The organism is Paenarthrobacter sp. NPDC089988 (assembly GCF_044748465.1).
GTDB lineage: Bacteria > Actinomycetota > Actinomycetes > Actinomycetales > Micrococcaceae > Arthrobacter.
Genome location: NZ_JBIVGD010000013.1, coordinates 136328 through 162911 on the forward strand (window position 1 = coordinate 136328; position 26584 = coordinate 162911).

22 protein-coding genes are annotated in these 26584 nt (G+C 63.5%); 15 read left to right on the forward strand and 7 right to left on the reverse strand.

The features are described from left to right. The first annotated feature begins 30 nt into the window (after positions 1-30). The 6 genes from ppsA to ACIPV6_RS16100 all read left to right on the forward strand — a co-directional run bounded on the left by ppsA (position 31) and on the right by ACIPV6_RS16100 (position 9434). Positions 31-2433, forward strand: a complete 2403-nt coding sequence (ppsA, locus tag ACIPV6_RS16075; RefSeq protein WP_400271837.1) for a phosphoenolpyruvate synthase — start codon at positions 31-33, stop codon at positions 2431-2433. Continuing rightward, on the forward strand, positions 2434-3276 hold the full coding sequence (locus tag ACIPV6_RS16080; protein ID WP_400271838.1) for a pyruvate, water dikinase regulatory protein: 843 nt from the start codon (positions 2434-2436) through the stop codon (positions 3274-3276). A 619-nt stretch (positions 3277-3895) separates the two neighbouring features. After that, positions 3896-5383, forward strand: coding sequence for an APC family permease (locus ACIPV6_RS16085; RefSeq protein ID WP_400271839.1), 1488 nt, complete (start codon positions 3896-3898; stop codon positions 5381-5383). A gap of 641 nt (positions 5384-6024) precedes the next feature. Beyond that, positions 6025-7971, forward strand: coding sequence for a primary-amine oxidase (locus tag ACIPV6_RS16090; protein WP_400271840.1), 1947 nt, complete (start codon positions 6025-6027; stop codon positions 7969-7971). 151 nt (positions 7972-8122) lie between these two features. Then, complete coding sequence (gene hxlA / locus ACIPV6_RS16095) at positions 8123-8761, forward strand: 3-hexulose-6-phosphate synthase (RefSeq protein ID WP_400271841.1); 639 nt, start codon at positions 8123-8125, stop codon at positions 8759-8761. Between the two features lie 49 nt (positions 8762-8810). Continuing rightward, positions 8811-9434 (forward strand): helix-turn-helix domain-containing protein, encoded by a 624-nt coding sequence (locus ACIPV6_RS16100; RefSeq protein WP_400271842.1) that lies wholly within the window; start codon positions 8811-8813, stop codon positions 9432-9434. 64 nt (positions 9435-9498) lie between these two features. Here the strand turns inward: ACIPV6_RS16100 and ACIPV6_RS16105 are convergent, their stop codons facing one another. Then, positions 9499-10788, reverse strand: coding sequence for an ammonium transporter (locus ACIPV6_RS16105; RefSeq protein ID WP_400271843.1), 1290 nt, complete (start codon positions 10786-10788; stop codon positions 9499-9501). Positions 10789-10895: 107 nt separating this feature from the next. Further along, positions 10896-12029, reverse strand: a complete 1134-nt coding sequence (locus ACIPV6_RS16110) for a tyramine oxidase subunit B (RefSeq protein ID WP_400271844.1) — start codon at positions 12027-12029, stop codon at positions 10896-10898. A gap of 266 nt (positions 12030-12295) precedes the next feature. Here ACIPV6_RS16110 and ACIPV6_RS16115 point away from each other — a divergent pair, with 266 nt between their 5' ends. Both ACIPV6_RS16115 and ACIPV6_RS16120 read left to right on the forward strand, forming a co-directional pair. Further along, positions 12296-12502 (forward strand): DUF2945 domain-containing protein, encoded by a 207-nt coding sequence (locus ACIPV6_RS16115; RefSeq protein ID WP_400271845.1) that lies wholly within the window; start codon positions 12296-12298, stop codon positions 12500-12502. 81 nt (positions 12503-12583) lie between these two features. Continuing rightward, positions 12584-14332, forward strand: coding sequence for a pyruvate dehydrogenase (locus tag ACIPV6_RS16120; RefSeq protein ID WP_400271846.1), 1749 nt, complete (start codon positions 12584-12586; stop codon positions 14330-14332). A gap of 19 nt (positions 14333-14351) precedes the next feature. On the opposite strand, the gene ligD is transcribed toward ACIPV6_RS16120, so the two are convergent. Both ligD and ACIPV6_RS16130 read right to left on the reverse strand, forming a co-directional pair. Continuing rightward, on the reverse strand, positions 14352-15596 hold the full coding sequence (gene ligD / locus ACIPV6_RS16125) for a non-homologous end-joining DNA ligase (protein ID WP_400271847.1): 1245 nt from the start codon (positions 15594-15596) through the stop codon (positions 14352-14354). Positions 15597-15673: 77 nt separating this feature from the next. Continuing rightward, positions 15674-16090: a RidA family protein gene (locus ACIPV6_RS16130; protein ID WP_400271848.1), complete on the reverse strand. Its 417-nt coding sequence runs from the start codon at positions 16088-16090 to the stop codon at positions 15674-15676. 98 nt (positions 16091-16188) lie between these two features. Between ACIPV6_RS16130 and ACIPV6_RS16135 the strand changes: the two genes are divergently transcribed. The 5 genes from ACIPV6_RS16135 (at position 16189) to ACIPV6_RS16155 (ending at position 21492) form a co-directional block, all read left to right on the forward strand. Next, positions 16189-17061: an ABC transporter ATP-binding protein gene (locus ACIPV6_RS16135; RefSeq protein ID WP_400271849.1), complete on the forward strand. Its 873-nt coding sequence runs from the start codon at positions 16189-16191 to the stop codon at positions 17059-17061. Next, the gene (locus tag ACIPV6_RS16140) at positions 17058-18032 is read left to right on the forward strand and encodes an iron-siderophore ABC transporter substrate-binding protein (RefSeq protein WP_400271850.1); all 975 of its coding nucleotides are present in this window, start codon (positions 17058-17060) and stop codon (positions 18030-18032) included. The genes ACIPV6_RS16135 and ACIPV6_RS16140 overlap by 4 nt, the downstream gene beginning before the upstream one ends. A 12-nt stretch (positions 18033-18044) precedes the next feature. Next, positions 18045-20174 (forward strand): iron ABC transporter permease, encoded by a 2130-nt coding sequence (locus tag ACIPV6_RS16145; protein WP_400271851.1) that lies wholly within the window; start codon positions 18045-18047, stop codon positions 20172-20174. A 105-nt stretch (positions 20175-20279) separates the two neighbouring features. Next, positions 20280-20912 carry a dihydrofolate reductase family protein gene (locus tag ACIPV6_RS16150; RefSeq protein WP_400271852.1) on the forward strand — a complete coding sequence of 211 codons (633 nt, stop codon included), beginning with the start codon at positions 20280-20282 and terminating at the stop codon, positions 20910-20912. Positions 20913-21009: 97 nt separating this feature from the next. Next, positions 21010-21492, forward strand: coding sequence for a pyridoxamine 5'-phosphate oxidase family protein (locus tag ACIPV6_RS16155; RefSeq protein WP_400271853.1), 483 nt, complete (start codon positions 21010-21012; stop codon positions 21490-21492). Here ACIPV6_RS16155 and ACIPV6_RS16160 read toward each other — a convergent pair. Continuing rightward, positions 21489-22319: a hypothetical protein gene (locus tag ACIPV6_RS16160; RefSeq protein ID WP_400271854.1), complete on the reverse strand. Its 831-nt coding sequence runs from the start codon at positions 22317-22319 to the stop codon at positions 21489-21491. The two genes, ACIPV6_RS16155 and ACIPV6_RS16160, sit on opposite strands and share 4 nt — an antisense overlap. A gap of 120 nt (positions 22320-22439) precedes the next feature. On the opposite strand from ACIPV6_RS16160, the gene ACIPV6_RS16165 reads away from it, so the two are divergent. Next, the gene (locus ACIPV6_RS16165; protein ID WP_400271855.1) at positions 22440-22769 is read left to right on the forward strand and encodes a hypothetical protein; all 330 of its coding nucleotides are present in this window, start codon (positions 22440-22442) and stop codon (positions 22767-22769) included. A 62-nt stretch (positions 22770-22831) separates the two neighbouring features. Here the strand turns inward: ACIPV6_RS16165 and ACIPV6_RS16170 are convergent, their stop codons facing one another. Further along, positions 22832-24643, reverse strand: coding sequence for a glycoside hydrolase family 15 protein (locus ACIPV6_RS16170; RefSeq protein ID WP_400271856.1), 1812 nt, complete (start codon positions 24641-24643; stop codon positions 22832-22834). Positions 24644-24681: 38 nt separating this feature from the next. After that, positions 24682-24828 carry a hypothetical protein gene (locus ACIPV6_RS16175; RefSeq protein WP_400271857.1) on the reverse strand — a complete coding sequence of 49 codons (147 nt, stop codon included), beginning with the start codon at positions 24826-24828 and terminating at the stop codon, positions 24682-24684. 171 nt (positions 24829-24999) lie between these two features. Here ACIPV6_RS16175 and ACIPV6_RS16180 point away from each other — a divergent pair, with 171 nt between their 5' ends. After that, positions 25000-26421: an FCD domain-containing protein gene (locus tag ACIPV6_RS16180; RefSeq protein ID WP_400271858.1), complete on the forward strand. Its 1422-nt coding sequence runs from the start codon at positions 25000-25002 to the stop codon at positions 26419-26421. The last annotated feature ends 163 nt before the right edge of the window (positions 26422-26584 follow it).

A 26584-nucleotide genomic window follows, 5' to 3' on the forward strand; every position in this document is an offset into this window, starting at 1 on the left:
TCAGCGCGTGCCCAACGAAGGACACCATTTATGACTGACGTTCTCTGGTTTTCCGATCTTGGCCTGTCCGACCTTGACCAGGTTGGCGGCAAGAACGCTTCTCTTGGCGAGATGGTTCAAAGCCTCGCCTCTGCGGGCGTGAAGGTTCCGGACGGTTTTGCTACCACGGCCGATGCTTATCGGCGGTTTTTGAGCGGATCCGGGCTGGATGCCCGGATCGAGAATATTCTGGAAGGCCTGGACAGCGGCGATGTGGCCGCTTTGGCCAGTGTCGGCCAGCAGATCCGGGATTCGATTCGTGAGACTGCTTTCCCTGCGGGTTTCGAAGATGAAATCCGTGGGGCGTATGAGCGTTTGACGCAGGAGCATGGCGATGAGGTGTCGTGGGCCGTGCGTTCGTCGGCCACGGCTGAGGACTTGCCGGATGCTTCCTTCGCCGGACAGCAGGAAACGTTCCTGAACATCCACGGTATTGAGAACATCCTGGTGGCGATCAAGGATGTCTTTGCGTCCCTTTACAACGACCGGGCCATTGCGTACCGGGTCCACCACGGCTTCACGCACTCCGAGGTTGCTTTGTCGGCGGGTGTGCAGCGCATGGTCCGTTCCGACGTCGGCGCGTCCGGGGTGATGTTCACCATGGACACCGAGACCGGTTTCCAGGATGCCGTGTTCATTACCTCCTCGTACGGTCTGGGTGAAGCCGTGGTCCAGGGTGCGGTTAACCCGGATGAGTTCTACGTCCACAAGCCAGCCCTGGTGGCGGGGCGTCCGGCGGTGCTCAAGCGCGGGCTGGGGGAGAAGGCCATCCAGATGGTGTACACGCAGTCCCGCGAGGTGGGCCGCACCGTGGACTTTATCCCGGTGGCTCCGGAGCTGCGCAAGCGTTTCAGCCTGACCGATGCCGAGGTGGAGCAGTTGGGCCGGCACGCGCTGGCCATCGAGGCGCATTACGGCCGTCCGATGGATATCGAGTGGGGCAAGGACGGGGTGGACGGGGAACTGTACATCCTGCAGGCCCGCCCGGAAACGGTCGAGTCGCGGAAGGCCGCGGGATCGGTGTCGCGTTACCGGCTTGCCGAGCGGTCCACCGTGTTGGTCGAAGGCCGGGCGATCGGCCAGCGGATCGGTGCCGGGCAGGTGCGGGTGTTGTCCTCGATCGATCAGATGGCCTCGTTCCAAGAGGGCGATGTGCTGGTGGCGAACATGACGGACCCTGACTGGGAACCGATCATGAAGAAGGCCGCCGCGATCGTGACAGATCGGGGTGGCCGGACCTGCCACGCGGCGATCATCGCCCGTGAACTGGGCATCCCCGCCGTCGTCGGGACCGGGTACGCGTCCCAGATCCTCAAGGACGGCACCCCGGTCACGGTCTCCTGCGCCGAAGGCGAAGCGGGGCTGGTGTATGAGGGTTTGCTGGAGTACACGCTGCAGGAAACGTCCCTGGAGACCATGCCCGAGGCTCCGGTGAAGATCATGATGAACGTCGGCACCCCGGAACAGGCGTTCAGTTTCGCCAAGCTCCCCAACCATGGGGTGGGCCTGGCCCGGCTGGAATTCATCATCAACCGCCAGATCGGTATCCACCCGAACGCGCTGCTCGCCGTGGCCGGTGAAGTGGCCCGCCCTGCCACCCTGGATGACTTCACGGTCCGGCAGATCCGGGAGAAGACCGCCGCTTACGACGGGCCCCGGGACTTCTACATCAAGCGCCTGGCCGAGGGCATCTCCACCATCGCCGCCGCGTTCGCGCCGGAACCGGTGATCATCCGGCTCTCGGACTTCAAGTCCAACGAATACGCCAACCTGATCGGCGGTCCGGCGTTCGAACCCGAGGAAGAAAACCCGATGATCGGCTACCGGGGCGCGTCCCGGTACCTGTCCGAGTCCTTCCGCCAGGCGTTCGAACTCGAATGCGAAGCCCTGAAGTACGTCCGCAACGAGATGGGCCTGGACAACATCAAGCTCATGGTCCCGTTCATCCGTACGCTGGACGAAGCCCGCGGCGTGATCGAACTGCTCGCAGCCAACGGCTTGAGCCGCGGCGAGAAAGGCCTGGAGATCGTGATGATGTGCGAACTGCCGGCCAACGCGCTGCTGGCCGATGAGTTCCTGGAGTACTTCGACGGGTTCTCCATCGGCTCCAACGACCTCACCCAGCTCACTCTGGGCCTGGACCGCGACTCGGCCCTCGTGGCCGAAGGCTTCGATGAGCGCAACCCTGCCGTGACCAAGCTCTTGGAAATGGCCATCACCGCGTGCCGCGCCAAAGGCCGCTACGTCGGCATCTGCGGCCAAGGACCCAGCGACCACCCGGATTTCGCCGAATGGCTCCTGGCACAGGGAATCAGCTCCATCTCCCTGAACCCGGACGCCGTCACCGAAACCTGGCTCCGCTTGGCCCGCACCGGCAACCACGCCACCGTCTAAATGGTCGACCACCACACCGTGGGGACGGGCACCCAGCCCGCCCCCACGGTGTTCTTCCTTTCCGACAGCACCGGAATCACCGCCGAGACCCTCGGCAACACGTTGCTGACCCAGTTCCCCGCGCAACGCCTGGAACGACGCACCATTCCCTTCATCACCACGGTGGAGCAGGCCTACGACGTCGTAGCAGTCATTGACCGGGTTGCTGCTGCCGGGCCGCGGCCCCTGGTTTTCTCTACGACGGTGAGCCCCGATGTCCGTGCCGTCCTGTCACAAAGCACAGGCCACTTCTTCGATCTGTTCGGCGCCCACATCGGCCAGTTGGAGCAAGCACTCGGTTCCTCGGCCAATGGCCTCCCCGGCCAGGCGCATGGCGTCGGTGACGCCGTCCGGTACCAGTCGCGGATGGCCGCCGTCGAATACGCCATAGAGCACGACGACGGCCAGTCGCTTCGGGCACTGGAACGCGCAGAGTTGATCCTGATCGCCCCCTCCCGCTGCGGTAAGACTCCCACCACGATGTACCTGGCGCTGCAGCATGGGATCCTTGCCGCCAACTTCCCTTTGGTGGAAGAAGACTTCGACACCCTCACCCTGCCCAAGCCGCTGCTCCCGTTCGCAAGCAAATGTTTCGGCCTGACGTCGCAGCCGGTCCGGTTGAGCCAGATCCGGCAGGAACGGCGTCCAGGGAGCAACTACGCCTCGCTCCCGCAATGCACCTTCGAACTCCGCAACGCCGAGGACATGTACAGGGCAAACAACATTCCCTACGTGAACTCGGCGTCCATGTCCGTCGAAGAGATCTCCGCGACGGTGCTTCAGAGGATGCAACTGCACCACTGACAGCGTCGTGGACGCCCCCGGGCCGCATTTGATTCCCGGCACTCGGGCGCCGTATTTGATTCCTGCCGCACCATCGCGGCCGTCTTCATCACCCACAGAACGCGCTCCGGCGTGTTTCCGGAATGTTTCGAGCATGTTAACTGGGTTGGGAAAATACTCCATCTAATTTCTCACTTAATTCTTGATAAACGCCTCGCGAAATTGCTTTCAACGGCGTAGTTTTGATCCATCAATGAATGCAAGTGACCCGCATCACACTGGCTGTGTTCGAAGTTGAACCGGCCAAATCCGTTGGAGCAGAGTGTGCCGGGTTTGCCGGTGGTTTCCTTCCACCCCCACCGGGGTTGAGGCGATCTCCGGCCGGCACCACCTGCAGATTCCGGGGCCGTTACCGCCGGCGAAGCGGTGACGTCCCGGCCCTTCTCAAAGCCGGGGTCCGGGAGTCCGACCGTTGTTTCACCGACCCCGGGATCCCACCGATTGTGACCATTTCGCGCCTCCCTGCCTGGGATTCCCCTTCCCGCGGACTCTTCTGCGTGTCCGCGGATGCTTCCACGCTTCCACCGGGCCGGGGTCGATGCCGCGCGGCCACCTGCTGTCAGTACATCAAGGAGATGTTATGAGTGAAAATCGTGTAGATGGCGTCGACCATCTGAAGAGGTCGATCAACTGGAAACAGGGCATGGCCATTGCCCTGGGCGTGCCCCTGCTGATCCTGCCATCCCTGGGCTACCTGCCGATGTATGTGTCTGCCGCGGCCATCCTTATCTGGGCGATTTCGGTGCTTCAGGGCTTCCTGCAAAACGCCGCCTACGCCGAGATGGCCACCACGTTCCCAAAGGCCTCAGGACTGCCTGGGTTCGCGCAGTTGGTCTTCCGCAATGAAAACTTCAAGGGCAAGTACGACATGGGAAAGCTGATTGGCGGTTTCACTGCCTGGAGCTACTGGTTCGGATGGAATCCCATTCTTGCCATCTTCGCCATCCTTGTGGGCGGCTACCTGCACGGCCTGTTCCCGGTGCTGGGGGAGACCTTCAGCGAATACCAGCTTGCCCTGATCTCCGGCGTCGTGATTTTTGGTGGCCTGTATGTGGTGAACTGGTTCGGGCTGAAGGACGGCGCCATTCTCGGGTACATCCTGGCTGCCATCTCCTTGATTCCGCTGGTAGTCCTGGCGGTTGCACCGTTCGCCACGGGCCACGTGGACATGGCCAACATCACCGGAAACTGGTGGCCGTCCGATTGGGGCTGGGACCTGCACCATATCCTGATGCTTTTCGGCATCTTTGCGATCTCCCAGTGGAGCGCCTGTGCCTGGGAAACGGCGGCAATCTACGGGCCCGAATACAAGAACCCCGCCAAGGACGTCCCCAAGGCGCTGCTCGCCTGCGGACTGATCTGCCTGGTGCTCTACGTCCTCCTCCAAACCGCCGTCATTGGTGTCCTTGGTGTTGATGGCGTGCAGGCCCAAGCTGTTTCGCCGCTCATCCCGGTAGCCCAGGCAGTCTTTGGCCAAGCCGGTTCGATCGTCACCATCATCATGCTGGTTGCCGCAATGGTCCTGATCATCCAAACGGCCTACCTGGGTTCATCCCGGGCCATGCACTCAATGTCAACAGAAGGAAACCTGCCCGCTTTCATTGGAAAGACCAACCGCCAGGGAACACCGTTCGTGGCCATGCTCATCATCGGTGCGTTCAATCTGGTCCTCATCTCCATGGGCAACGCTGCCGCCATCCTTGCAGCCTCAGCCATCGGCTACACGCTCGCCAACGGCATTAGCCTGCTGGCCTACGTCAGGGCAAAGAAGCACCCGGCCTTTGCCAACCTGGAGCGTCCGTTCAAGGCCCCGAAGGGCTGGAAGCATGTGTCCTTGCTCTTCGGCCTGTTCAACGTACCGTTCTGCGTAGTCGGCGTGGTCTACCTGAACAGCTTGGAGATTGGTTGGACGTCAACCTGGGTAGGCTTCCTGGTCCTCGCCCTGTACCTGCCTATCTGGCTTTACTCCCAGCGTGAGAAGCGACGTCCCAACAGCGAGTCCACCGAGGAAGCGGTGCAGCCCGTCGATGCAGCAGAGCCGGAAAAGGTCCTGGATCCCACCCCATAGGAAGCGGGCGTACGGGGGCGGGTGGCGCGGCGCGCGAAAGACTCTCCCGGCCTCCGTGCGCCGCTCCCGATGAGGCCAGATGGCCCACCAAATACAACTGAAGGCCCTGACGGCACATGACCAAATGGAGTGTCATGGAACCGTCAGGGCCTTCAGCTGTCTTCGTACTGTGGCGGACCGCATGGCGTTTCCCTGGGACGACTGCATGTTTCGCATATGTTTCCAGCATGTTAACTCGATTGGGAATTAATGGCGGATAATTTCTCAGGTAATTCTCGATAAATCGCTCGCATGAATGAAATTCATGGCGTAGTTTTACTGCATGAAAGGAATGCGGGTGACTGGCATCACAGCAGTTGGGTTCATCGCAGAGCTTCTCTGAATCCCTGGAAACCAGGGCATGCCAGGCATTCGTACGGCCACCTGCCGGCCCCACCGGACCAAAGGTGCTCGTACGCTCCGTTCCGTCGGCCTTGATGACCATTTCCGGACAGTGTTGAACGGTTCCGGCGCATCAATGGCCCGTTATGTACGTTCGCCCTGATGAGCAGTACCGGGCCGTGCGGGATGTAGACACATCGCTTCCCGGGGCCTGCACGCCGTCAGCAGGCGTCCCTTCCCAGGAAACAAAGGAGTTAGTTGTGACTTTGAATGCTGATACTGAGGTTTTGGTGGGTGTTTCGCATCCGTTGGATCCGTTGTCGCGGGTGGAGATCGCGCGTGCGGTGGCGGTGTTGAAGGAGGGTCCGGCTGCGGCTGAGTCGTTCCGGTTCATCAGCGTGGAGTTGCGTGAGCCGTCGAAGGAGGATTTGCGGGCTGGTGTTGCGGTGGCTCGTGAGGCTGACGCGGTGCTGGTTGACCGTGCTCAGGCCAGGTCTTTTGAGGCCGTGGTGGATTTGGATGCGGGCACGGTGGATTCGTGGAAGATGTTGGCGGAGAATGTGCAGCCGCCGTTCATGTTGGATGAGTTCGCTGAGTGTGAGGACGCGTGCCGGAAGGACCCGGACGTGATCGCGGCGTTGGCTAAGCGTGGCCTGACGGATCTGGATTTGGTGTGTTTCGAGCCGTGGTCGGTGGGGTATTTCGGTGAGGATAACGAGGGCCGGCGGCTGATGCGGGCGTTGGTGTTCGTCCGTGATGAGGCTGATGATTCCCCGTACGCGCACCCGATTGAGAACTTCATTGTTTTCTATGACCTCAACGCCGGCAAGGTCGTCCGCCTGGAGGATGACCAGGCCATCCCGGTGCCCTCGGCCCGGGGTAATTACCTGCCCAAGTATGTGGGGGAGCCCCGGACGGATTTGAAGCCGTTGAACATCACCCAACCCGAAGGCGCGTCCTTCACGGTCACCGGGAATCATGTGCGCTGGGCTGACTGGTCCTTCCGGGTCGGGTTCACCCCGCGTGAGGGCCTGGTGCTGCACCAGCTCAAATTCCGTGACAATGACGTGGACCGTCCGGTGATCAACCGTGCTTCGCTCTCGGAAATGGTCGTCCCGTATGGTGACACGGCCCCGGTGCAGGCGAAGAAGAACGCGTTCGACTCGGGTGAGTACAACATCGGCAACATGGCCAACTCCCTGACCCTGGGCTGTGATTGCCTGGGTGAGATCAAGTACTTCGACGGGCACTCGGTGGATTCGCACGGCAACCCGTGGACGATCAAGAACGCGATCTGCATGCACGAAGAAGACGACTCCATTTTGTGGAAGCACTTCGATTTCCGTGAAGGCACCGCCGAGACCCGCCGGTCCCGGAAACTGGTCATTTCCTTCATCGCCACGGTCGCGAACTACGAATACGCCTTCTACTGGCACCTCTTCCTCGACGGAAGTATTGAGTTCCTGGTCAAGGCCACCGGTATCCTCTCCACCGCCGGGCAGCAACCCGGTGAAAGGAACCCGTACGGGCAGAACCTGAACAACGACGGGCTCTACGCACCGATCCACCAGCACATGTTCAACGTCCGCATGGACTTCGAACTCGATGGGGTGAAGAACGCCGTGTACGAAGTGGACATGGAATACCCCGAACACAACCCCACCGGCACCGCGTTCATGGCCGTGGACCGGCTCCTGGAAACCGAACAAGCCGCGATCCGGAAAACCGATGAGGCCAAGCACCGGTTCTGGAAAATCACCAACCACGACTCCAAGAACCTCGTCAACGAACCCGTCGCGTACCGGCTGATCCCCACCAACGGCATCCAACTCGCCGCCCGGGACGACGCCTACGTCTCCAAACGCGCCCAATTCGCCCGCCACAACCTCTGGGTCACCCCCTACGACCGCACCGAACGCTTCGCCGCCGGCGAATACCCGAACCAGGCCACCGGCGCCGATGACGGACTGCACATCTGGACCCAAAAAGACCGCAACATCGTCGATCAAGACCTCGTAGTCTGGTACACCTTCGGCATGCACCACGTCGTCCGCCTCGAAGACTGGCCCGTCATGCCCCGCCAAAACATCGGCTTCATGCTCGAACCCCACGGCTTCTTCAACCAAAACCCCACCCTCAACCTCCCCACCACCACCAGCACCACCCAAACCGGTGACAGCGACACCTGCTGCCACAACGGGAACTAACCAGCACCAGCGCGGACTGGCACGAAATCCACACCAGCGTGCCAGTCCGTTCTTTACTTCCGGTCCCCGGTGCGGCAGCGGCAAAGTCGTCCGTTGCCGCACCGGGGACCGGTTTCATTTCCACAGCCGTAACCCCTTTAGGAGCCACCTCATGAAACTCCAGGTAGCCATCGACCTCCTCACAACCGAAGCCGCGCTCGAACTGGCTGGCAAAGTAGCCAGGTATGTGGACATCATCGAACTAGGGACATCCCTGATTAAGACCGAGGGCCTTGCCGTCATCACGGCCGTCAAGGAAGCCCATCCGGACAAGATCGTCTTTGCCGACATGAAGACCATGGACGCGGGTGAGCTGGAAGCCGACCTGGCATTCGGCGCCGGCGCGGATCTGGTCACTGTGCTTGGTGCCGCGGACAACTCCACCATCGCCGGTGCCGTCAAAGCCGCGAAGGCCCGGAACAAGGGTGTGGTCGTCGACCTGATCGGCGTCACGGACAAGGTTGCCCGCGCCAAGGAAGTCTGGGGCCTGGGTGCATCGTTCGTGGAGATGACCGGTGGCCTCGACGAGCAGAGAGCCCCGGGATTCGACCTGGATGGGCTGGTCCGTGCCGGCGTCGCATCCGGCGTACCGTTTTCGGTTGCCGGTGGCGTCAAGCCGAGTACCATCGACGCCGTCCAGCAAGCAGGCGCGGATGTCGCCGTCGTCGGTGCCGCGATCCACGCAGCGCCCAACCCGACTGAAGTCGCAAAGGATCTCCGCTCGGCCATTATGTGGCGGCCTGCCGCCTAAGGCCTGTTTGGGGGGCCGCAGCGGGCCGGGCGCATCTATACTCAAACGCATGACAACTGGGCGGACGGAAAAGGCCGAAGCGACCGTAGACCACCCGGAATCAGGAGCCACCCTCGGGGCATTGGAGGGCGTTATCGCTGTCCAGGTGAAACGGCACAGGGTAGATGCGGGGATGTCGGCGGCGGAACTGGCGAACCGCACAGGCTTGTCCAAAGCGATGATCTCGAAGATCGAGTCGGCCAGCACCTCGTGTTCACTGACCACCTTGCAGCGACTGGCCCAAGGCTTGAACGTACCGGTGACCGCGCTGTTCCAGGGCGCGGACACTGAACGCGAAGCCACCCTGACCCGGGCCGGGGAAGGAAGCGTCACGGTCAGGAGCGGTACCCGGCACGGGCATGAGTACCGTTCCCTCGGCTCCCTCAAGCGTCGTGACCAGGCCATCGAGCCCAGTCTCGTGACGCTGACCAGCGCCTCCGATGTCTTCCCGCAGTTCCAGCACCCCGGCACGGAGTTCATTTACATGCTCGAAGGTCGGATGGTCTACGGGCACGGGTCTTACGAATACGAGCTCGCCACCGGGGATTCGCTGGTCTTCGAGGGCGAAGGTCCGCACGGTCCGCTGCGCCTGGTGGAGCTGCCTATTCGCTTCCTCGCGGTTTCGGCCCGCTGAAAGAACCAGAAGGGGCGGCCTGGATGTATCTTCAGGCCGCCCCTCTTCACGTGCGCATGGCGCTTTACGAACGCGAGGGAGATCCGAGCATTTCGGGCTCTTCGTCCACCAGGTACGCCTCTTCGGCGTGGGCGGCGATGTCGATGCCGCGTAGTTCGTCTTCCGGCCGGATGCGTAGTCCTACCGTCACCTGAACGAGTTTCGCCACGATCCAGGTTGCGGCGAAGGAGTACAGCAACACGGCTCCCGTAGCCAGGGCCTGGGTGCCGAGGAGGCCAAAACCGCCGCCGTAGAGCAGTCCGGCGGCCTTGTTCGGAGCTGCTTCGGTGGCGAAGACGCCGATCAGCAGCGTGCCAATGACGCCGCCCACCAAGTGCACTCCCACCACGTCCAGGGAGTCGTCGAAGCCCAGGCGGAACTTCCACTCCACAGCCAGCGAACACACCGCACCGGCGATGGCGCCGATGGCGATCGCGCCCAGGGGGCTGACCGCGCCACAGGCTGGGGTGATCGCAACGAGGCCGGCGACGAGCCCGGAGGCGGCGCCGATGCTGCTGGCACGGCCGCGGCGGAGGCGTTCGACGGCGATCCAGCCCAGGAGGGCGGCGGCAGCTGCCACTGAGGTGGTGAGGAAGACGACGGCGGCGGTGTTCCCGGCTGCGAGCGCTGACCCGGCATTGAAGCCGTACCAGCCGACCCAGAGGAGTCCGGCACCGACGAGGACGAGCGGCCTGCTGTGGGGGCGGACGTGTTCGCTTTTGGGCCACCCGGCACTTCGGCCTAGGACCAGTGAGAGGGCGAGGGCGGCCACTCCGGCATTGATGTGCACTGCCGTGCCACCGGCGAAGTCGATGGCTTTGAGCCCGTTGAGGATCCAGCCGCCGGTGACGCTCCCGTCGGGGGAGTTCAGGGCGAAGACCCAGTGGGCGACGGGGAGGTAGACCGCTGTTGCCCAGAGGGCGGCGAACAGCATCCAGGCGCCGAACTTCATGCGTCCGGCCGCGGCGCCGGCGATGATGGCAGTGGTGATGCCTGCGAAGAAGAGCTGGAACGCGGCGAACAGGGCCGGTGGGATGGCGGCGTTGGGGTCATCGGCAAGGAGTTGTTCCAGTCCGAGGTATTGGGTGGGGTCGCCGAGCAGTCCGGCGCCGCCGAGGGAGTTGCCGAACACCGCGGAGTAGCCGAACGCGGCCCAGAGGACGGCGACGATGCTGACGCCGCCGAAGCACATCATCATCATGTTCAGGATGCGGCGCGAGCCCACCATCCCGCCGTAGAACAGGGCAAGCGCGGGGATCATCAAACAAACCAGGGCCGAGCTGACCAGCAGCCAGGCGACATTTCCCGTATCCATGGGAAACCCCTTTCGAACGGTTCTTTGGGTGCAGCGGAGCGATGTGGGTGGAGTGCGTTGGGGGCGGGTGACCGCCGCCCCCAACGCAGGTCTTCTTGTGGGGCGGGTCAGGCGAGGGCGGGGGTTTCCCAGAGGTTCAGGACGGTACCGATGTTCTTTTCGTCGGCGGTGCGGTAGAGCTCGGTGGCCCAGGCGACGTCTTCGATGGGCATGCCGCCGACTGAGTAGAGGATGATTTCTTCGTCGTCGCGGCGGGCGGGGAGTTTGCCGGTGGCGATGTCGGCGATTTCTTCGATCTTGGAGGCGGGGAGCTTGCCTTCTTCGAGGAGACCGAACCAGTGGGATCCGGGGATGCCGAGGATCTGGTAGGCGGTGGGGCCGTATTCTTCGAGCCAGGCCTGGTAGAGGCCTTCGGCATCGATGACCAGGCGGGCGTCGCCTTGGAGGAAGTCGTCGTCGAAGCGGGCCGCGGCGGGCAGGAGCAGGAGCGCGCCGGGTTTGATGGCGTGCTTGGGGAAGTAGGGGAAGGCTTCGCTTCCGGCGGCATCGGTGGAGGTGGTGGCCATGACGACGTCGGCCTCGGAGATGGCGTCCTCGATGCTCGGTGCCGCCGCGACTTTGCTCAGTTGCGGGAAGGTGGCCTGGGCCCAGTCGACGAAGGCCTGGGTGCTGCCTTCGCTGCGGCCTTTGACGTAGAGGGTGTCGATCGAGGGGCGCAGGGCGAGGGTGGTCGACAGGACGGAACGGGCGATCACGCCGGGTCCGACGACGGCGGCGACCTTCGCGTCTGCTTTGGCCAGGTGCTTGACTCCGACGCCGGGAACGGCACCGGTGCGGTAGGCGCTGAGGAGGTTGGCGCTCATGATCGCGAGCGGGGCGCCGGTGTCGCTGTCGTTGAGGACGAAGACGTGGATGGAGCGGGGGAGACCCTTCTGCCGGTTTTCGGTGTTGGAGCCGTACCATTTGACCCCGGAGGTACCGAAGCGGCCGCCGAGGTAGGCGGGCATGGCCATGAAGCGTCGGTCCGGTCCGTCCTTGGGCATGCCCTCAAACGCAGGGGCTGCCGGGAAGGTGATCATGGCGCCGTGGGAGTTGCCGTTCTCGCCGGCCATTCGGTAATCGCCCTGGCGCAGGAGGACGAGGGCTTCCTCCATGACGTCGGTGCAGCGGACCAGGTCGCCGACGCCGGCGGCGATCATGTCGGGTTCGCTGAGGTAGCGGAAGTTGATCTCGGTGGTCACAGGTAACTCCTTAGTGGATCATGTCATGAAACGTTGATAACTGACATTCAACACAGGCGGCGTTTCCGATCCATCAAGCCGAAGTTTCCGGCATGTAACTTCTCCCTCCGCCCCGGACGCCAAAGGTGACGCCCGGGCTACCACTCCGCGAATGAGGTTCCGCGCGCAGGACAAGTCCACTAGCGTCGTCTCCGAAGGCTCCACCCCACAGGTGCGCCTTCCGGCTATCCAGGCCCCGGACGGTCCAGACCAAGCAAAGGAACACCATGGCACTGAGCAAGGGAACGCACGTGGAGTGGAACACCTCCCAAGGCAAGACACACGGCAAGATCGTTGAAAAGAAGACGAGCGATTTTCAGCTTGATGGCAACACCCACCGCGCCAGCGAAGATGAGCCGCAATACGTCGTGGAATCTGCGAAAACCGGCGCCCGCGCAGCCCACAAAGCATCCGCACTGACTGAACTGCCGTAGCGGACGGCGGAAATCCGTTGATCCTGGGCGGCTATATTTGGCCGTGTCAGCCACCACCACAAAACACGGGAGTCTGCACGCATGGCCAAGGAACTCGCCACCCAGCTCATAGAACAACTCCAAGCTGCCGGGGTGCAGCGGATCTACGGGATCGTGGGTGACAGCCTGAACCCCCTTGTGGATGCCGTCCGGCAAACCGGCGGATCAGCAAAAGGCGGCATCGACTGGATCCACGTGCGCCATGAGGAGGCCGCTGCCTTCGCTGCCGCCGCGGAAGCGCAGCTGACCGGGAAGCTCGCCGTGTGCGCGGGCTCCTGCGGCCCCGGCAACCTTCACCTGATCAACGGCCTCTACGACGCCAACCGGACAGGCGCTCCAGTACTGGCCATCGCTTCGCACATACCAAGCAAGCAGATCGGCAGCGGATTCTTCCAGGAAACCCACCCTGACAGGCTGTTCAATGAGTGTTCCGTCTACTCGGAATTGATCAGCACGGCCGAGCAAGCCCCAAGGGTCATGCACAGCGCCATCCAGAGCGCGCTGGCACTCGGCAGAGTATCCGTCGTAACACTCCCGGGCGATATTGCCGGCCTCGAAGCCACGGCGCCCACGCCACTGCCGGCCACCTTCCGCCCGGCCGCCTTGATCCCCGATCCCACGAGCGTGCAGGCCCTCGCCGATGCCATCAACGACGCCGGCAAGGTCGCCATTTTCGCGGGGGCGGGCGTCGCGGGAGCCCACAGTGAGCTGATCGCCCTGGCCGAACTCGCCAAGGCACCCATCGGACACTCCCTGCGGGGCAAGGACTTCGTCCAATACGACAACCCCTTCGATATCGGCATGACGGGCCTGCTTGGATATGGCGCGGCAGCGGAAGGCATCGAGGACGCTGACCTGCTGATCCTCCTCGGGACCGATTTCCCCTACGACCAGTTCCTGCCGGATACCCGCACGGCCCAAGTGGACAGGGCCGCACAGCGGCTGGGGAGGCGGACGGACGTCGACCTTGCCGTGCACGGCGACGTCCTGCCTACCCTCACCGCCCTGCTGCCCCTGGTGAAGCCGAAGACCAACCGGCGTTTCCTGGACCAGATGCTGAAGAAGCACGATCGCCTGATGAACAAGGCCGTGGGAGCCTACACCCGGAAAGTGGAGAAGAAACAACCCATCCACCCGGAGTACGCGGCCTCACTGCTGGACCAGGTTGCAGCAGAAGACGCCATCTTTACGGCCGACACCGGGATGTGCAACGTGTGGACGGCCCGGTACATCAACCCCCTGGGCACGCGCAGGTTGATTGGTTCCTTCCTCCACGGCTCCATGGCGAACGCCCTGCCGCATGCCATCGGAGCGCAGGTGGCGTTCCCGGAACGCCAGGTGGTCTCGGTTTCGGGGGACGGAGGCCTGTCCATGTTGCTGGGAGAGCTCATCACGGTCGCAGCGCTCAAACTTCCGGTGAACGTAGTGGTGTTCAACAATTCCACCTTGGGCATGGTGAAGCTGGAAATGCTTGTGGACGGCTTGCCGGACTTCGGTGTTGACGTTCCCGACGTCAACTATGCGGCAGTGGCCGCCGCCCTGGGCTTCCATGCCGTCCGGGTTACGGATCCCGCGGACATCGAAGGGGCCTACCGTTCGGCGTTCGCGCACCCCGGACCGTCGCTGGTTGAGCTGATCACTGACCCCCAGGCGTTGTCCCTCCCGCCCAAGATTTCGGGCTCCCAGGTGATCGGCTTCGCCACCGCAATGTCCAAGGTGGTGCTGAACCGTGGGGCAGGGGAGGCGGTCAGCATGGCCCGGAGCAACCTCCGCAACATTCCGCGGCACTAGCGGAAGCAGGGGAGCGGGGTCACGCTCCGGGCCGGCCGGGCCATTCCTTGCCGGCCCAGGGATCGTAGTTGGCGATCAACTCTTCCTGCTCCGGGCGTTTTGCTTCCTGAACGTGCTGTAGGTTGATGCGGACGCGGTACCACAGGGAGCTTGAGCCGCGCATGCCGTCCACCAGGACATCGGCAGGGTGCAACTCCGGCACAACAGCTGCGTGGCGCGACTTCCACTCCTCCAGTGCTTCAAGGGCTTCAGGCTTGGTCTTGGTGCGGGCCACCTCAATGAGCGGCATGACCGACTGCCGTCGTCCGGAACCATCACCTGAACGCGGAGCCTTTTCTGCCGGTCCCAGTTCGGCGCCCAAAGCGAGGAGCCGGTCCAGGCTGCCTGCAGCACCATCGATCCCTGCGTGGGGATCCCCTTGCTCCGCAAACCGCGCCGGTACGGTCAACACAGTGAATTGGCCGGGCCTGGCCGTCGCCAGCTCATCCCAGGTGAGGGGAGTGGAGACCCTGGCGTCGGGTAGCGGCCGCACCGAGTAGGCGGAGGCCACCGTCCGGTCCTTGGCGTTTTGGTTGAAGTCAACAAAGACGCTTTCGCCCCGTTCCTCCTTCCACCATCGGGCAGTGGCAAGTCCGGGTACCCGGTTCTCGATTTCGCGGGCGAGCGTTTCGGCCGCGAAGCGCACTTGTTTGTAGTCGTGCTCGGGCTTGATGCGGACCAGGATGTGTAAACCCCGGGATCCGCTGGTTTTGGGCCACCCCACCAATCCAATGTCCTCCAGCACTTCCCCCGCCACGTAGGCAACATCCACGATTTGGGACCAATCCACTCCTGGCATTGGATCCAAATCGATACGCAGTTCGTCCGGATGGTCAAGGTCCTCTGCGCGCACAGGATGCGGATTGAGGTCGAGGCACCCCAGGTTCACTACCCATGCCAATCCTGCAGCATCCCGGATGACCGCTTCCTCGGCCGAGGTCCCGGATGAATAGTGCAGGGTTGCCGTGTCGATGAAAGGCGGATGGTTCTCAGGAACACGTTTTTGGAAGAACGGCTCGGCGTTGATGCCCTTGGGGAAGCGCTTCAGGACCATGGGACGGCCGCCCGCACCGCGCAATGCTCCCTCCGCAACGGCCAGGTAATACCGGACCAGATCCAGCTTGGTGATCCCCGGTTCCGGAAATACCACCTTGTCCGGACTTGAAATGCTGACGTCCCAGTCGTCGATGGCCAGGATCTCGGGAGGGGTCTTCGAGGGACTCATGGCGTCACGCTAGCAACGTTCGGCCCCCTGAACCAGAGGAGTTGCCGGGGGCACCTTGCGGAGCCCTCACTTGCAAGTCAGCGAACGACGGCGGCTACCGCACTGATCTCCACCAAGGCACCGGGGGCGCCGAGGCCTGCCACGCGAGCGGCCGTGACCAGTGGAGGTTCATCCGAGGCGAGCTCGGCAGCGATGGCCCCGTACCCGGCCGCGAGGTCCGCGCCGTCGACGAAGAGCACAGTCCATTGCACCACATCGGAGAGGGCCGCTCCGGCCGCGGCCAGGGCGGTGCGGGCATTGGCCAAGGCGCGGGCACTCTGAACTGCGACGTCGTCCGGTCCAACGAGTTTGCCGTCTGCATCCACCGCATTCTGCCCGCCCACGTAAATGGTGGTGGCGCCAGGAGGCACGATGGCGACATGGCTGAAGGCGGGGCTATTCACGAGCCCTTGGGGACGAAGGCGCTGGACAGTAGGGAGCTGGTCAAAAGCCATGAACGTAATGATGCCACCACCCAGGCGTGTTGTGACTCCGCTGACAAATGACGCCACCGTTTTCATAAATTAGGTAAGCCTAAGCTAATCTTCCATCTGTGATTGAGCAAACTCTGATTGAGCAGGGAAAACACGCGGGCCTCACGGCTCACGACCTTGTGTTGCGCTATGGCGCCAAGGCCGTTGTGCACGGTGCTGGCCTGGACCTGGAGCCCGGGCGGATCGTCGCCCTGGTGGGCCCCAACGGCAGCGGAAAGTCCACATTGCTGCGGGCCCTGGCACGTTTGCATGCCACGTCATCGGGAAGCGTTACCGTCAACCCCTCGGACGGTAACGCAGTTGATGCCCTCATGATGAAGCGCAGCGATTTTGCCCGCCACGTGACGTTGCTCTCGCAGAGCCGCCCGGTCCCGCACGGCCTGAGCGTTCGTGACGTAGTCGAGTTCGGCCGCCATCCCTACCGTGGACGCTGGCGGGCGGCCGACCCTGAGGGGGCTGCCGCCGTCGAACGCGCCATGCTGCTCACCGGCGTCGATGAGTTGGCCGGCAGGGGAGTCCACGAGCTTTCCGGAGGGCAGCTCCAGCGCGTGTGGCTGGCCAGTTGCCTGGCCCAGGACACCTCGGTGCTCCTGCTCGACGAACCAACGAACCATTTGGACCTTCGCTACAAGGTGGAAATCTTCGACCTCGTTTTCGACCTGGCCCGCGTCCACGGTGTGGCCGTCGGCGTCGTGCTGCACGACCTCGACGAGGCTGCGGCGCTGGCCGACCAGGTAGTAGTGCTCTCCGAAGGCCGCATCGCTGCGGCGGGTCCTGCACACGAGGCCCTCGACGCCACACTCCTCAGCGAGGTCTATTCCATCCCCATCGTTACCCACACTGATCCGCTGACCGGAAGGCTGCGCACCCGCGCAGTGGGCCGGCACAGCGAAACCCAACCCCCCAACAATGAAAGGACCACGCGTCCATGAAAATCCCCAAGGCTTTGGCCGCTACCGCCGCTGCCGCGCTTCTCCTCACCGGCTGCGGCACCACTGAAGCACCAGCCGGTTCGGCCTCCAGCGGCGCCGCAGGCGGCGGTGCCATCACCGTGACCGACGCCCGCGGCACGGAGGTCAAACTCGACGGACCCGCCAAGCGCGTGGTTGGCACGGAGTGGAACGTCGTGGAGAACCTCACGACGCTCGGCGTCATGCCCGTGGGTGTGGCCGACGTCAAGGGTTACAGTGCCTGGGTCACAGCCGGCAAGCTGGACGGCACGCCCAAGGACATCGGAACCCGCAGCGAACCCAGCTTCGACACCATCGCTTCCCTGGATCCCGACCTGATTGTCGCCACCACGGACTTGACCGACCCGGTCATCAAGCAGCTTGAGGAGCTGGCTCCCGTTGTGGTGGTCAAGTCGGCCGACGCGAGCCGCCAGATCGCACAGGCAGAGGACAACCTCAAGCTCGTCGCCAAGGCAACAGGCACGGAAAAGAAGGCCGATGAAGCCATCGCCGCGTTCGATGCAGCGGTGGCCAAGGGCAAGTCCGACCTCGAAAAGGCCGGGCTCGCAGGCAAGCGCGTGGCATTCGCCGACGGTTGGGTGGCCGACGGCAAGGTTTCGGTCCGGCCGTACGTCAAGGGATCCCTGCTGGCGGACATCAACACCGAACTTGGGCTGGTGAGCCCCTGGACCATGGAAGGCGATCCCGCCTACGGGCTGGCGTCCACCGACGTCGAGGGCTTGACCGCCATCAACGCGGACAGCTTTGCCTACATCACCAACAACGCCGACGGCGACTTCACCGATGAGCTGACCAACAACGCGGTCTGGAAGTCCCTTCCGTTCGTCGCTTCCGGAAGCGTCCACCGCCTGCCGGACGGCATCTGGATGTTCGGTGGCCCGGCTTCGATGACGCAATACGTCGACGCCCTGGTGGCCTCCCTCACCAAATAGCACCGCCGCATCATGACCCAAACAGCACGGAGGCCCGCCATGACCGCTACCACGGCCGTGGCGGGCGCTCCCGCCCCCGCTCCTGCCGGTTCCCGGCGCAGGTCCGGAACCGCTCTTGCCGCCGTAGCCGGCCTGGCACTCCTGGCGGCCTTTTCGCTGCTCCACCTGACCCAAGGGACGGCCGACGTCGGCCCTGCCGAGTTACTGGGGTTGCTCACCGGCAGCGGCTCGGACCAGGCGACGGCGGTGTTGATCGCCTCCCGCGTGCCGCGCCTCGTGGCAGGCCTCCTGGTGGGCGTAGCCCTGGGCGTTGCCGGAGCCGCGCTGCAATCGGCAACCCGCAACGTCCTGGCATCGCCCGATACCTTGGCGGTCAACGCCGGCGCGCATTTCGCGATCGTAGGCGTAGCGGCGTTCGGTTTTTCCTTGCCCGCGCTTTTGTCCGGTGGCGTTGCCTTCCTTGGCGGACTCGCCGCCGCCGTGCTCGTGCTGGCCCTCTCAGGCGGTGGAGCCAACGGCAACGGCGGCCCCATTCGCTTGGTCCTTGCAGGGACCGCACTGGCGCTGGGCCTCCATTCGGCGACCAGCGCCCTCCTGCTGCTGTTCAGCCAGCAGACAACCGGGCTCTATGCCTGGGGCCAAGGGAGCCTCGCCCAGTCCCGCACGGATGAATTGCTGCAGTTCACGCCGGTGGTACTGGTGGCTGTCGCCCTGCTCCTGGTACTGTCCCGCAGGCTTGACCTCCTGGGCCTGGGGGACGACGCCTCGAGGCTGGCAGGTGCCGATCCGCGCGTAGCCCGGGTGGCCGCCGTCGTCCTGGCTGTTGTCCTGTCCGCAGCGGCGGTGACCATTGCGGGACCCATCGGTTTCGTGGGGCTGTGCGCCCCGGCCATCGTCCGAATGCTGGCCAGCCGCCTCCGCGGCCTTGGCCGCCACCGTTCCCTGCTGCCCGTTTCCGGGTTGGCCGGAGCGATAGTCGTGGTTGGCGCGGACGTCGCCGTACGCGGGCTGTTCGGTGCCCAGGCCGGCGTCGAGGTGCCGACGGGCGCGGTGACCACCGTCTTTGGTGCTGTGTTCCTGGTGGCCCTTGCGTTGCGCATGACCGACGCCGGCCTCAGCGCCGCCGGGGATGCCCTGGCGCGATTGCGCTCGCGCAGGTTTTACTGCGGCGTCCTGGTGACCTTGCTGGTCCTGCTGGCGGGGCTCCTCGTGGCGGGAGCTTTGCTCGGCGATGCCAAACTGCTGCTTGGGGATCTGGTCAATTGGATAACGGGGCAGTCCGGAAACCGGGTCAATGCCATCCTGGGCACCCGGATGCCGCGTGTCCTGGCCGCAGTCCTGGCGGGTGCGGCGCTGGCCCTTGCCGGCGCCCTCATCCAGGCGGTCTCCCGGAATTCGCTGGCCGAGCCCGGCATCCTGGGCGTCTCGGGCGGCGGCGGTTTGGCCGCCATTGCGGTGATCACCACGGTTCCCCTGGCTGGAGCGTGGGTAGTTACCGGCTCGGCCTTGCTGGGCGCCGCACTGTCCGCCGCGTTGGTCTTTGGCCTGTCTTTCCGCGGAGGCCTGCAGCAGAACCGGCTTGTCCTGATCGGAATCGGCGTCTCCGCAGGACTCGCGGCCATCATCACTGTCCTGCTCGTTTCAACGGATCCGTTCAACCAAACCAAGGCTTTGACATGGCTTTCCGGATCAACGTACGGGCGAAACTTCGCCTCGGTCCTGCCTCCGCTGCTTGCGCTGGTGATGGCGATTCCCGTCCTGGCCGCCCTGCGGAGGGACCTCGACCTGATCGCCGTGGACGACGATTCACCCCGCGTACTTGGCATCCGCCTGACGCGCTCCCGGTTGATCCTCCTCTCCGTGGCAGTGCTCCTGACCGCCGGGGCGGTTTCATCGGTGGGTGTCATTGCGTTCGTTGGCCTCGTAGCTCCCCACGCTGCACGTACCCTGGTGGGTGCACGGCACGTGCGCGTGCTTCCGGTGGCCGCCCTGATCGGCGCTTCCACGGTAGTCCTGGCCGATGTCATCGGCCGGACAATCATTGCTCCGGCCCAGATTCCAGCCGGCATCACCACGGCATTGGTGGGCGCGCCCTACTTTGTCTACTTGCTGTGGCGGTCACGCGTGGATCGAAGTGCCTGAAACCGGCAGGCGCGGCCCAGTGGCCTTGGTCCTTGAAGGGCGGAAGGCGACGGCGGTAGCATAGCCGCCACCACACCCGAACGCAGCCAAACCGAGGAGCCAACCATGGGTGAAAGTGCAGCGGAGAAAACGTCAGCCGAGTTGATGGTGGACCTCATCATTTCCCTGGACGGCTACGCCTCGGGGGAGGGCTGGCCCGGCTGGTGGGGGTTGGAAGGACCCGAATATTTGGCGTGGCTGGACGAGGAAGGAAAAAAGGACATCACCCTTCTTATGGGGGCCAACACGTACAAGGTCATGTCCAGTCTTTCCCAGCAGGCGGAGGACGATACCTCGGGGTTTTCCGACGACGAAGGTGCAAGCCTGACGGGGTTGGCGGGGATGCCCAAAATCGTCTTCTCCAAATCCGTCAAGGAACCGCTGGCTTGGCCAAACACCGAGCTTGTACGTGGTGATGCAGTGGAAGCCGTCCGGGAGCTGAAGCGCACCCGCACGGGAACCTTGAGTACCTTGGGCAGCCTCAGCCTGACCCGGTCACTGCTCACTGCGGGGCTGGTGGACCGCTACCGGCTGGTGGTCTTTCCCGTCATTACCGGCCGGACCGGGAGCGAGCGGATCTACGACGGATATCCGGATGTGGCGCTGGAACTCGTGGAGAGCCGTACCTTCGATGGGCGGTCCCAACTCCTTGAGTACATTCCCACCTTGATCGAGGGACCGCCACCGGGACGCCCGTGACCTGCCGGCTTCGCACGCCGGACTAGTAAATAAGTAAACTTACTAATAGGCTGGCAAGCCGGGAGGGTTCCCGGACGAAGGGTGGAATGAGGCAACCATGAGTGAAAAGCAAGGCATCGCCAAAGTCACGGACATCATCAACCACACCAAAATTGGCATGTTGACCACCGTCAACGAATCAGGGGCATTGGTCAGCCGGCCTTTGGCCGTCCAAGAGGTCCGTGATGACGGTGACCTCTGGTTCTTCACGGGCTTGGGCACCTCACAGGTGGCCCACATCCGGGGCGACAACAGGGTCAACGTCTCCTTCGGCAAGAACACCGAGTGGGTCTCCGTGGCCGGCACCGCGGAAGTGGTCACGGACAGGACCACCATCCGTGAACTCTGGAACCAGGCCGTGGAAGCGTGGTTCCCTGACGGCCCCGAGACTCCTGAGGTCTGCCTGCTTCGTGTGGACTCCGACTCGGCGGAGTACTGGAGCGCTCCGGGCGGAACCGCTGCCACCGTCCTTCAATGGGTAAAGTCCAAGGTTTCCGATTCCCGGATGAGTGTCGGCGAGAGTGGGACGGTGGACCTCTAGGACCCCGCCTGCTCCGGCACTACGAGCATGTAGCCGGTGGGCAGCCCGCTGCTCCACCGCCGCGGTTCGCGGACCACAAACTGTGTGGCCAATTGCTCCGGATTCAGCAGGGTGCCCGGGGCCGGTGAAGGCCCCCACTGACCGCTGCCGTAGGGGTACAGCGGATCCAGCACCCTGATCCCGGTTACCTGGAACTCCGGATGCAGCAGTGGATCGCCCACTGACTCAAACCCACTCATCACCCATGCGTGGCGTCCACTCCACATCACCAGGCCAACAGGCCTGCCGGTGTTGGCCATGGCCCGCGCGGCCGTTCGCAGTGCGTCCGCGTACCCAGGAATGCTCACCACCCGGTAGCGGCCCAGGCCCACCTCCCCAAGCACGGCTGCCCAGCCCATGGGGTTGGCACCGTTGAAGGCGTTGGACGAACGCACCCGGGCCATCTCCCATAATTCGCCCTGTTGGGCCTGCCCCGCCCAGGTGCCGTCGCCGCCCTTCCGGACCAGGTTGTGTGCCATCTGGATGCTTGCGGCCACACACCACTCGAACGTGTACTGCGGTACGAAGTCGCCGTCCTCATAGAGGTTGAAGGCGAAGGGCTGCGGTTCAGCGACCTGGGTTGGCGTGGGAGGCGGTGCCAGGGTTGCCCCGGTGGTCGGCGATGCATCGCCGGCCATGGCCGCTGCGCTATCGACCGGACCGGGCTGGCTGGTTGACGATGCCTGGACGGGCGGGGGAGCGGGGACGTGGACAGCCGGTGAGCAGCCGGACATGAGGATCGCCGCAACAGCGACTCCAAGGAATAGACGGGCTGGGCTACCGGTCATGGTCGAACCAGTCTATTCCTGCCCTTGTGATGCGGGACAGGTGTGCGTAGCGTGGAGGGATAGGCTCTTTCGCCGATGCAGCCCGGCGGTTCTTGCCTTTCATCCCCTTTGGAGGCCGTCATGGCCACAGACAATTTCGCGCGCTTCATCCAGGAATCCCTCATTATTGAAGAGGACACCGACGAGGGCATGGATATCGATACTCTCTACGGCCTGTACATCAGCTGGTGCCGGATAGCCGACGTTGCGCGGGAACCCGAAACGCGATTCCTCTTCACTTTGCGCCGGCATGGGCTTCGTTGGGGCCGCCACGACGGGGGCTGGGTCCTCGTGGGCCTGCGGATGATGGGTCCCGCTGCCCGGGACTACGTCATGTCGAGTGAAGTTTCTTCCCGCGCTGGAAAAGACGAGGTGTGGGTGTTTCCCTTGGAACCGGACGCGGCCGCCTGACGGGCAGCCTACGGCGGATCAACTTACATGGAAACCGGGCTGGAGCGTGCAGGGCAACGCACCTACATGGTCCCGGCCAGGCTGAGGAGGTCCACCCCGTGCAGGGCATCCGCAGCACGGACCAGGGCCAGGTGCGAGAAGGCTTGGGGATAGTTTCCGGCCATCCGTCCTTCATCTGTGTCGTACTCTTCGCTCAGGAGGCCAAGTTCATTGCTGAGCCCCACCAACTGGTCCATGAGGCGTTTGGCATCGTCTTCCCGGCCTGTTCGGGCGTACTGTTCCACCAGCCAGAAAGAGCAGGCCAGGAAGGGATGCTCTCCGGGTTCCAGGCCGTCCACACCCGTCTCTGTCCTGTACCGCAACAGCAGGCCGCCGTCGTTCAGCAGTTCTTCCTCCAAGCGTGCCACCGTACCCAGCATCCGTTCGTGGCCGTAGGGCAGGAACCCAACCTGGGGCATGACCAGGAGGGCTGCGTCCGTTTGGGTACCGCCATAGGTCTGGGTGAACGAATTGAGCCCAGGGTTGAAGGCCCGGTCCATGATCTCTTCGCGCAGCTTTTCGCGGAGGTGTTCCCAATGCTCAGCCGGGCCCTCAAGGCCGTGATCGCGAACTGCACGAATACCGCAGTCGAAGGCGGCCCACATCATGACCCGTGAATGCGTGAAGAACCGTGGTTCACCCCGTATTTCCCAGAGGCCGTAATCCCTGTCATCAAGGTGCTTCTCGACGAATCCCAGCAGGATCTGTTGCAATGTCCAGGAGAAATGGTCTTCCTTGCCGCCGGCCATACGCAGTCTTTCCAAAGACACCATCACTTCGCCAACCACATCGGCCTGGAATTGTGCCACGGCGGCATTTCCGATCCGCACGGGCCGGGAATCGGCGTACCCCGGAAGATGATCGAGAACCCGCTCCGGTAGGTCCCGCTCGCCTCCGATGCCGTACATGATCTGAAGGTCCTCCGGCTGCCCGGCCAGCGCACGCAGCAGCCAGTCACGCCACTGCAATGCTTCGGTTTCGTAGCCATGGGTCAACATCGATTCCAAGGTCAACGCAGCATCACGCAACCAGCAAAACCGGTAGTCCCAGTTCCTGGACCCGCCAAATTCCTCCGGGAGGGAGGTTGTGGGGGCAGCGACGATCCCGCCCGTCTCGTAGTTCGTCAGGGCACGCAGGACCAAGAGGGACCGCTTAACGGCTTCTCCGTAGGCGCCATTGGACCGGCAGTGGCTTCCCCACGTTGTCCAGTAGGCAGTGGCCTGCTGCAGGGCGGCGTCCACATCCATTCTTGCCGGCGCCGGACGATGCGACGGAAACCAGGTCAACTCGAAGTCCACAACGTCCGACGCCGATACCGTGAACTCTCCTGCGTGACCGTGTGTGTGCGGCTCCGGAAGGTGCGGGCCGCGAAGGGCCAACGCATCCGGCCCTGCCAAGGCCTGGAGCATGGTCCCGCCGGACTCAACGTCGTGGATGCGTCGTGTCCACGGGACGATCTTCGCGTAGCCCGGACGAATGACCAGTTCCTGGTGCATTTCCACCACGCCCTCAAGCCCGGTGATGCGGCGCAGGACTGACGAGGTGGCATGCCCTACCGGCATGAAGTCGGTAACCCGGACGGAACCCGTGGACGTACGCCAATGTGTTTCCACGATGAAGGTCGAATCAACGTATGAGCGGCTTGTCACCAGGGCTTCCGGGTCACCCGGGGCGAGCAACCACCGTCCATGTTCATCGGTTCCCAGCAGTGCGCTGAACTGCGAAGGGGAGTCGAACCTCGGAAAACATGCCCAGTCAAGACTGCCGCCGCGGGAAACCAGAGGCCCCGTCAGGAGATCCGACAACAGTGCATAGTCCTCTATGGGATCGGCCATGGCTTTACTAAAACACAACCGGAAGCGCGACGGGAGGGCTACCGGGCGACGCTCAGCGCCGACGGCGAGCAGACAAAGAACTGTGGCTGCTCAACCTGGGCGAACGGAACGACGATCCAGCGGCCACCGTAAAACTCAACATAGGAGTCCGGGTTGCATTGTGCGTAAGCTTCTTCCCGCGTCATCGTCTTCTCCTTTCCTCATCTAGGTTTTGGACCACCACTACTGATCTGTGTCTGACCGGAACAGGTGCCCTTCTTCTCTTCGATTGGTACTCTTAACTATAGACTTTCATTGATAAGGGTCAATAGACATTCAAGGTTAAATGTCACTTTCTTCGAGGAGGACGAGTACCGGTGTCTACATGGAAAGAGCAACTGGCTTTCGCCCCGCTGGAGACTGCCGACAGGGGAGAGGAAGTCGCCCGGCGCCTCAGGCACGCCATAGAGCTCGGTGTCCTCGAGGACGGATCCCAGCTGCCGAGCGAAAGCTATCTGGCCACCAGAATGGGCGTGTCAACATTGACGCTTCGGGCAGCCCTGGCCGAATTGCGGGGATTGGGTCTCGTGGAGACCCGGCGCGGCAAGGGCGGAGGAAGCTTCGTCAAGGCCAACACGGGCGACGTCGCGCGGTTGCAAAAGCAGTCGGTCGGCACCTACTCCCTGGAGGATTTGCGCGACCTCCGCGAGTTCCGCGCGTTCCTGGCCGGCAGCGCCGCTGCGGCCGCAGCAGAGAGGTCCAGTCGGCTGTCCCTGGCACGCCTTGAGTACATGTCCGATGAAATCCGGACCAGCGAGCACCCGGCGGACGCGATCCGGGCCGACAGCAAATTCCACATTGAGCTGGCAGCGAGCTCCGGCTCCGTCAGGCTGACCAGGCAGGAGGCGGAGCTGCAAGCCGAGGTTGGCCCGCTGATCTGGATGGACCCTGCACCCCGCAGGCAGGCCGCGGCCGACGATCACGCGCGGATCGTCGAGGCCATCAAGGCCGGCGACGTTGCGCTAAGCCGGCAGCTCGCCGAGGACCATGTGCGGCGGGACATGAACCTGGTCATCGACGAACGGTTGGAGCTGGACGTTTCGCCAGTCGATACCAAAGGACAGCCTCCGTCCGTGGACCGCGTAGTGACGGCCATCGAGACACTCGCCGGCACCTTCCAAGGGATCGCCGCAGCCTCACTCCGAGACCTTGAGCAGGCCGTTCGCACCAGCATTTCCTCCGGCGTGAGCCGGGAGAAGGCGGATTCAGAGATCTATGCCGTGGCCAGGAGGTCCCTGGCCATCGGGGTACCCCTCCTGTACGGCAACGGCTTCATGGCCGATCAGGAATTCTACGGGGAGGGATGGATAGCATGGTGCTACGCGCCTACAGGCCCCGAGTCCCACCAACGGCTGTACATCGATATGGATCTCTATGAGGTGAACACCGTCCCGTGGCTGCCGGGGGAGGACACAGAGGAGGGCGGCTACCACGTCAGTCACGCGTACGTGGACGCCAGCGGAACCAATGAGATTGTGATGACTTTCGGCAGGCGGATCTCAGTAGACGGCCAATACGCCGGGGTAGTTGGCGCAGATGTTTCGGTCAGCCAACTCCAGACTGCGTTCGAACCCCATCTGCGCGCTTTGCCGCCCAACAGCTGCATCGTTGACCAGCACGGAGCGATTCTCGCAACGAACACCGGCCGCTTTGTAGGTGGAAGCATCCCCGTCGATTCCGGGGATTCACGCGAGCTGCCCGGCGTCCCATGGCGGCTCTGTATCGGCTACGAAGGGTAGCCTCCCGGCGGAACCAGGGAACTCCACCCCGGCCAACTCGTTGAGCGAGAGGGGATCCGCAATTCTCTTTTACTGGTAACGATGCATATTCGTTTGGGTACTAATCTCCTCTGACAAGACCTACCGCGACGCTGCATTTACCGTGGTTCACGGGGCTTTGCGA

Coding starts and splice junctions, on each gene's coding strand:
- ppsA (WP_400271837.1), top strand. CDS start 31: ATGACTGACGTTCTCTGGTTTTCCGATCTTGGCCTGTCCGACCTTGAC.
- ACIPV6_RS16080 (WP_400271838.1), top strand. CDS start 2,434: ATGGTCGACCACCACACCGTGGGGACGGGCACCCAGCCCGCCCCCACG.
- ACIPV6_RS16085 (WP_400271839.1), top strand. CDS start 3,896: ATGAGTGAAAATCGTGTAGATGGCGTCGACCATCTGAAGAGGTCGATC.
- hxlA (WP_400271841.1), top strand. CDS start 8,123: ATGAAACTCCAGGTAGCCATCGACCTCCTCACAACCGAAGCCGCGCTC.
- ACIPV6_RS16100 (WP_400271842.1), top strand. CDS start 8,811: ATGACAACTGGGCGGACGGAAAAGGCCGAAGCGACCGTAGACCACCCG.
- ACIPV6_RS16105 (WP_400271843.1), bottom strand. CDS start 10,788: ATGGATACGGGAAATGTCGCCTGGCTGCTGGTCAGCTCGGCCCTGGTT.
- ACIPV6_RS16115 (WP_400271845.1), top strand. CDS start 12,296: ATGGCACTGAGCAAGGGAACGCACGTGGAGTGGAACACCTCCCAAGGC.
- ACIPV6_RS16120 (WP_400271846.1), top strand. CDS start 12,584: ATGGCCAAGGAACTCGCCACCCAGCTCATAGAACAACTCCAAGCTGCC.
- ligD (WP_400271847.1), bottom strand. CDS start 15,596: ATGAGTCCCTCGAAGACCCCTCCCGAGATCCTGGCCATCGACGACTGG.
- ACIPV6_RS16130 (WP_400271848.1), bottom strand. CDS start 16,090: ATGGCTTTTGACCAGCTCCCTACTGTCCAGCGCCTTCGTCCCCAAGGG.
- ACIPV6_RS16140 (WP_400271850.1), top strand. CDS start 17,058: ATGAAAATCCCCAAGGCTTTGGCCGCTACCGCCGCTGCCGCGCTTCTC.
- ACIPV6_RS16145 (WP_400271851.1), top strand. CDS start 18,045: ATGACCCAAACAGCACGGAGGCCCGCCATGACCGCTACCACGGCCGTG.
- ACIPV6_RS16150 (WP_400271852.1), top strand. CDS start 20,280: ATGGGTGAAAGTGCAGCGGAGAAAACGTCAGCCGAGTTGATGGTGGAC.
- ACIPV6_RS16155 (WP_400271853.1), top strand. CDS start 21,010: ATGAGTGAAAAGCAAGGCATCGCCAAAGTCACGGACATCATCAACCAC.
- ACIPV6_RS16160 (WP_400271854.1), bottom strand. CDS start 22,319: ATGACCGGTAGCCCAGCCCGTCTATTCCTTGGAGTCGCTGTTGCGGCG.
- ACIPV6_RS16165 (WP_400271855.1), top strand. CDS start 22,440: ATGGCCACAGACAATTTCGCGCGCTTCATCCAGGAATCCCTCATTATT.
- ACIPV6_RS16170 (WP_400271856.1), bottom strand. CDS start 24,643: ATGGCCGATCCCATAGAGGACTATGCACTGTTGTCGGATCTCCTGACG.
- ACIPV6_RS16175 (WP_400271857.1), bottom strand. CDS start 24,828: ATGACGCGGGAAGAAGCTTACGCACAATGCAACCCGGACTCCTATGTT.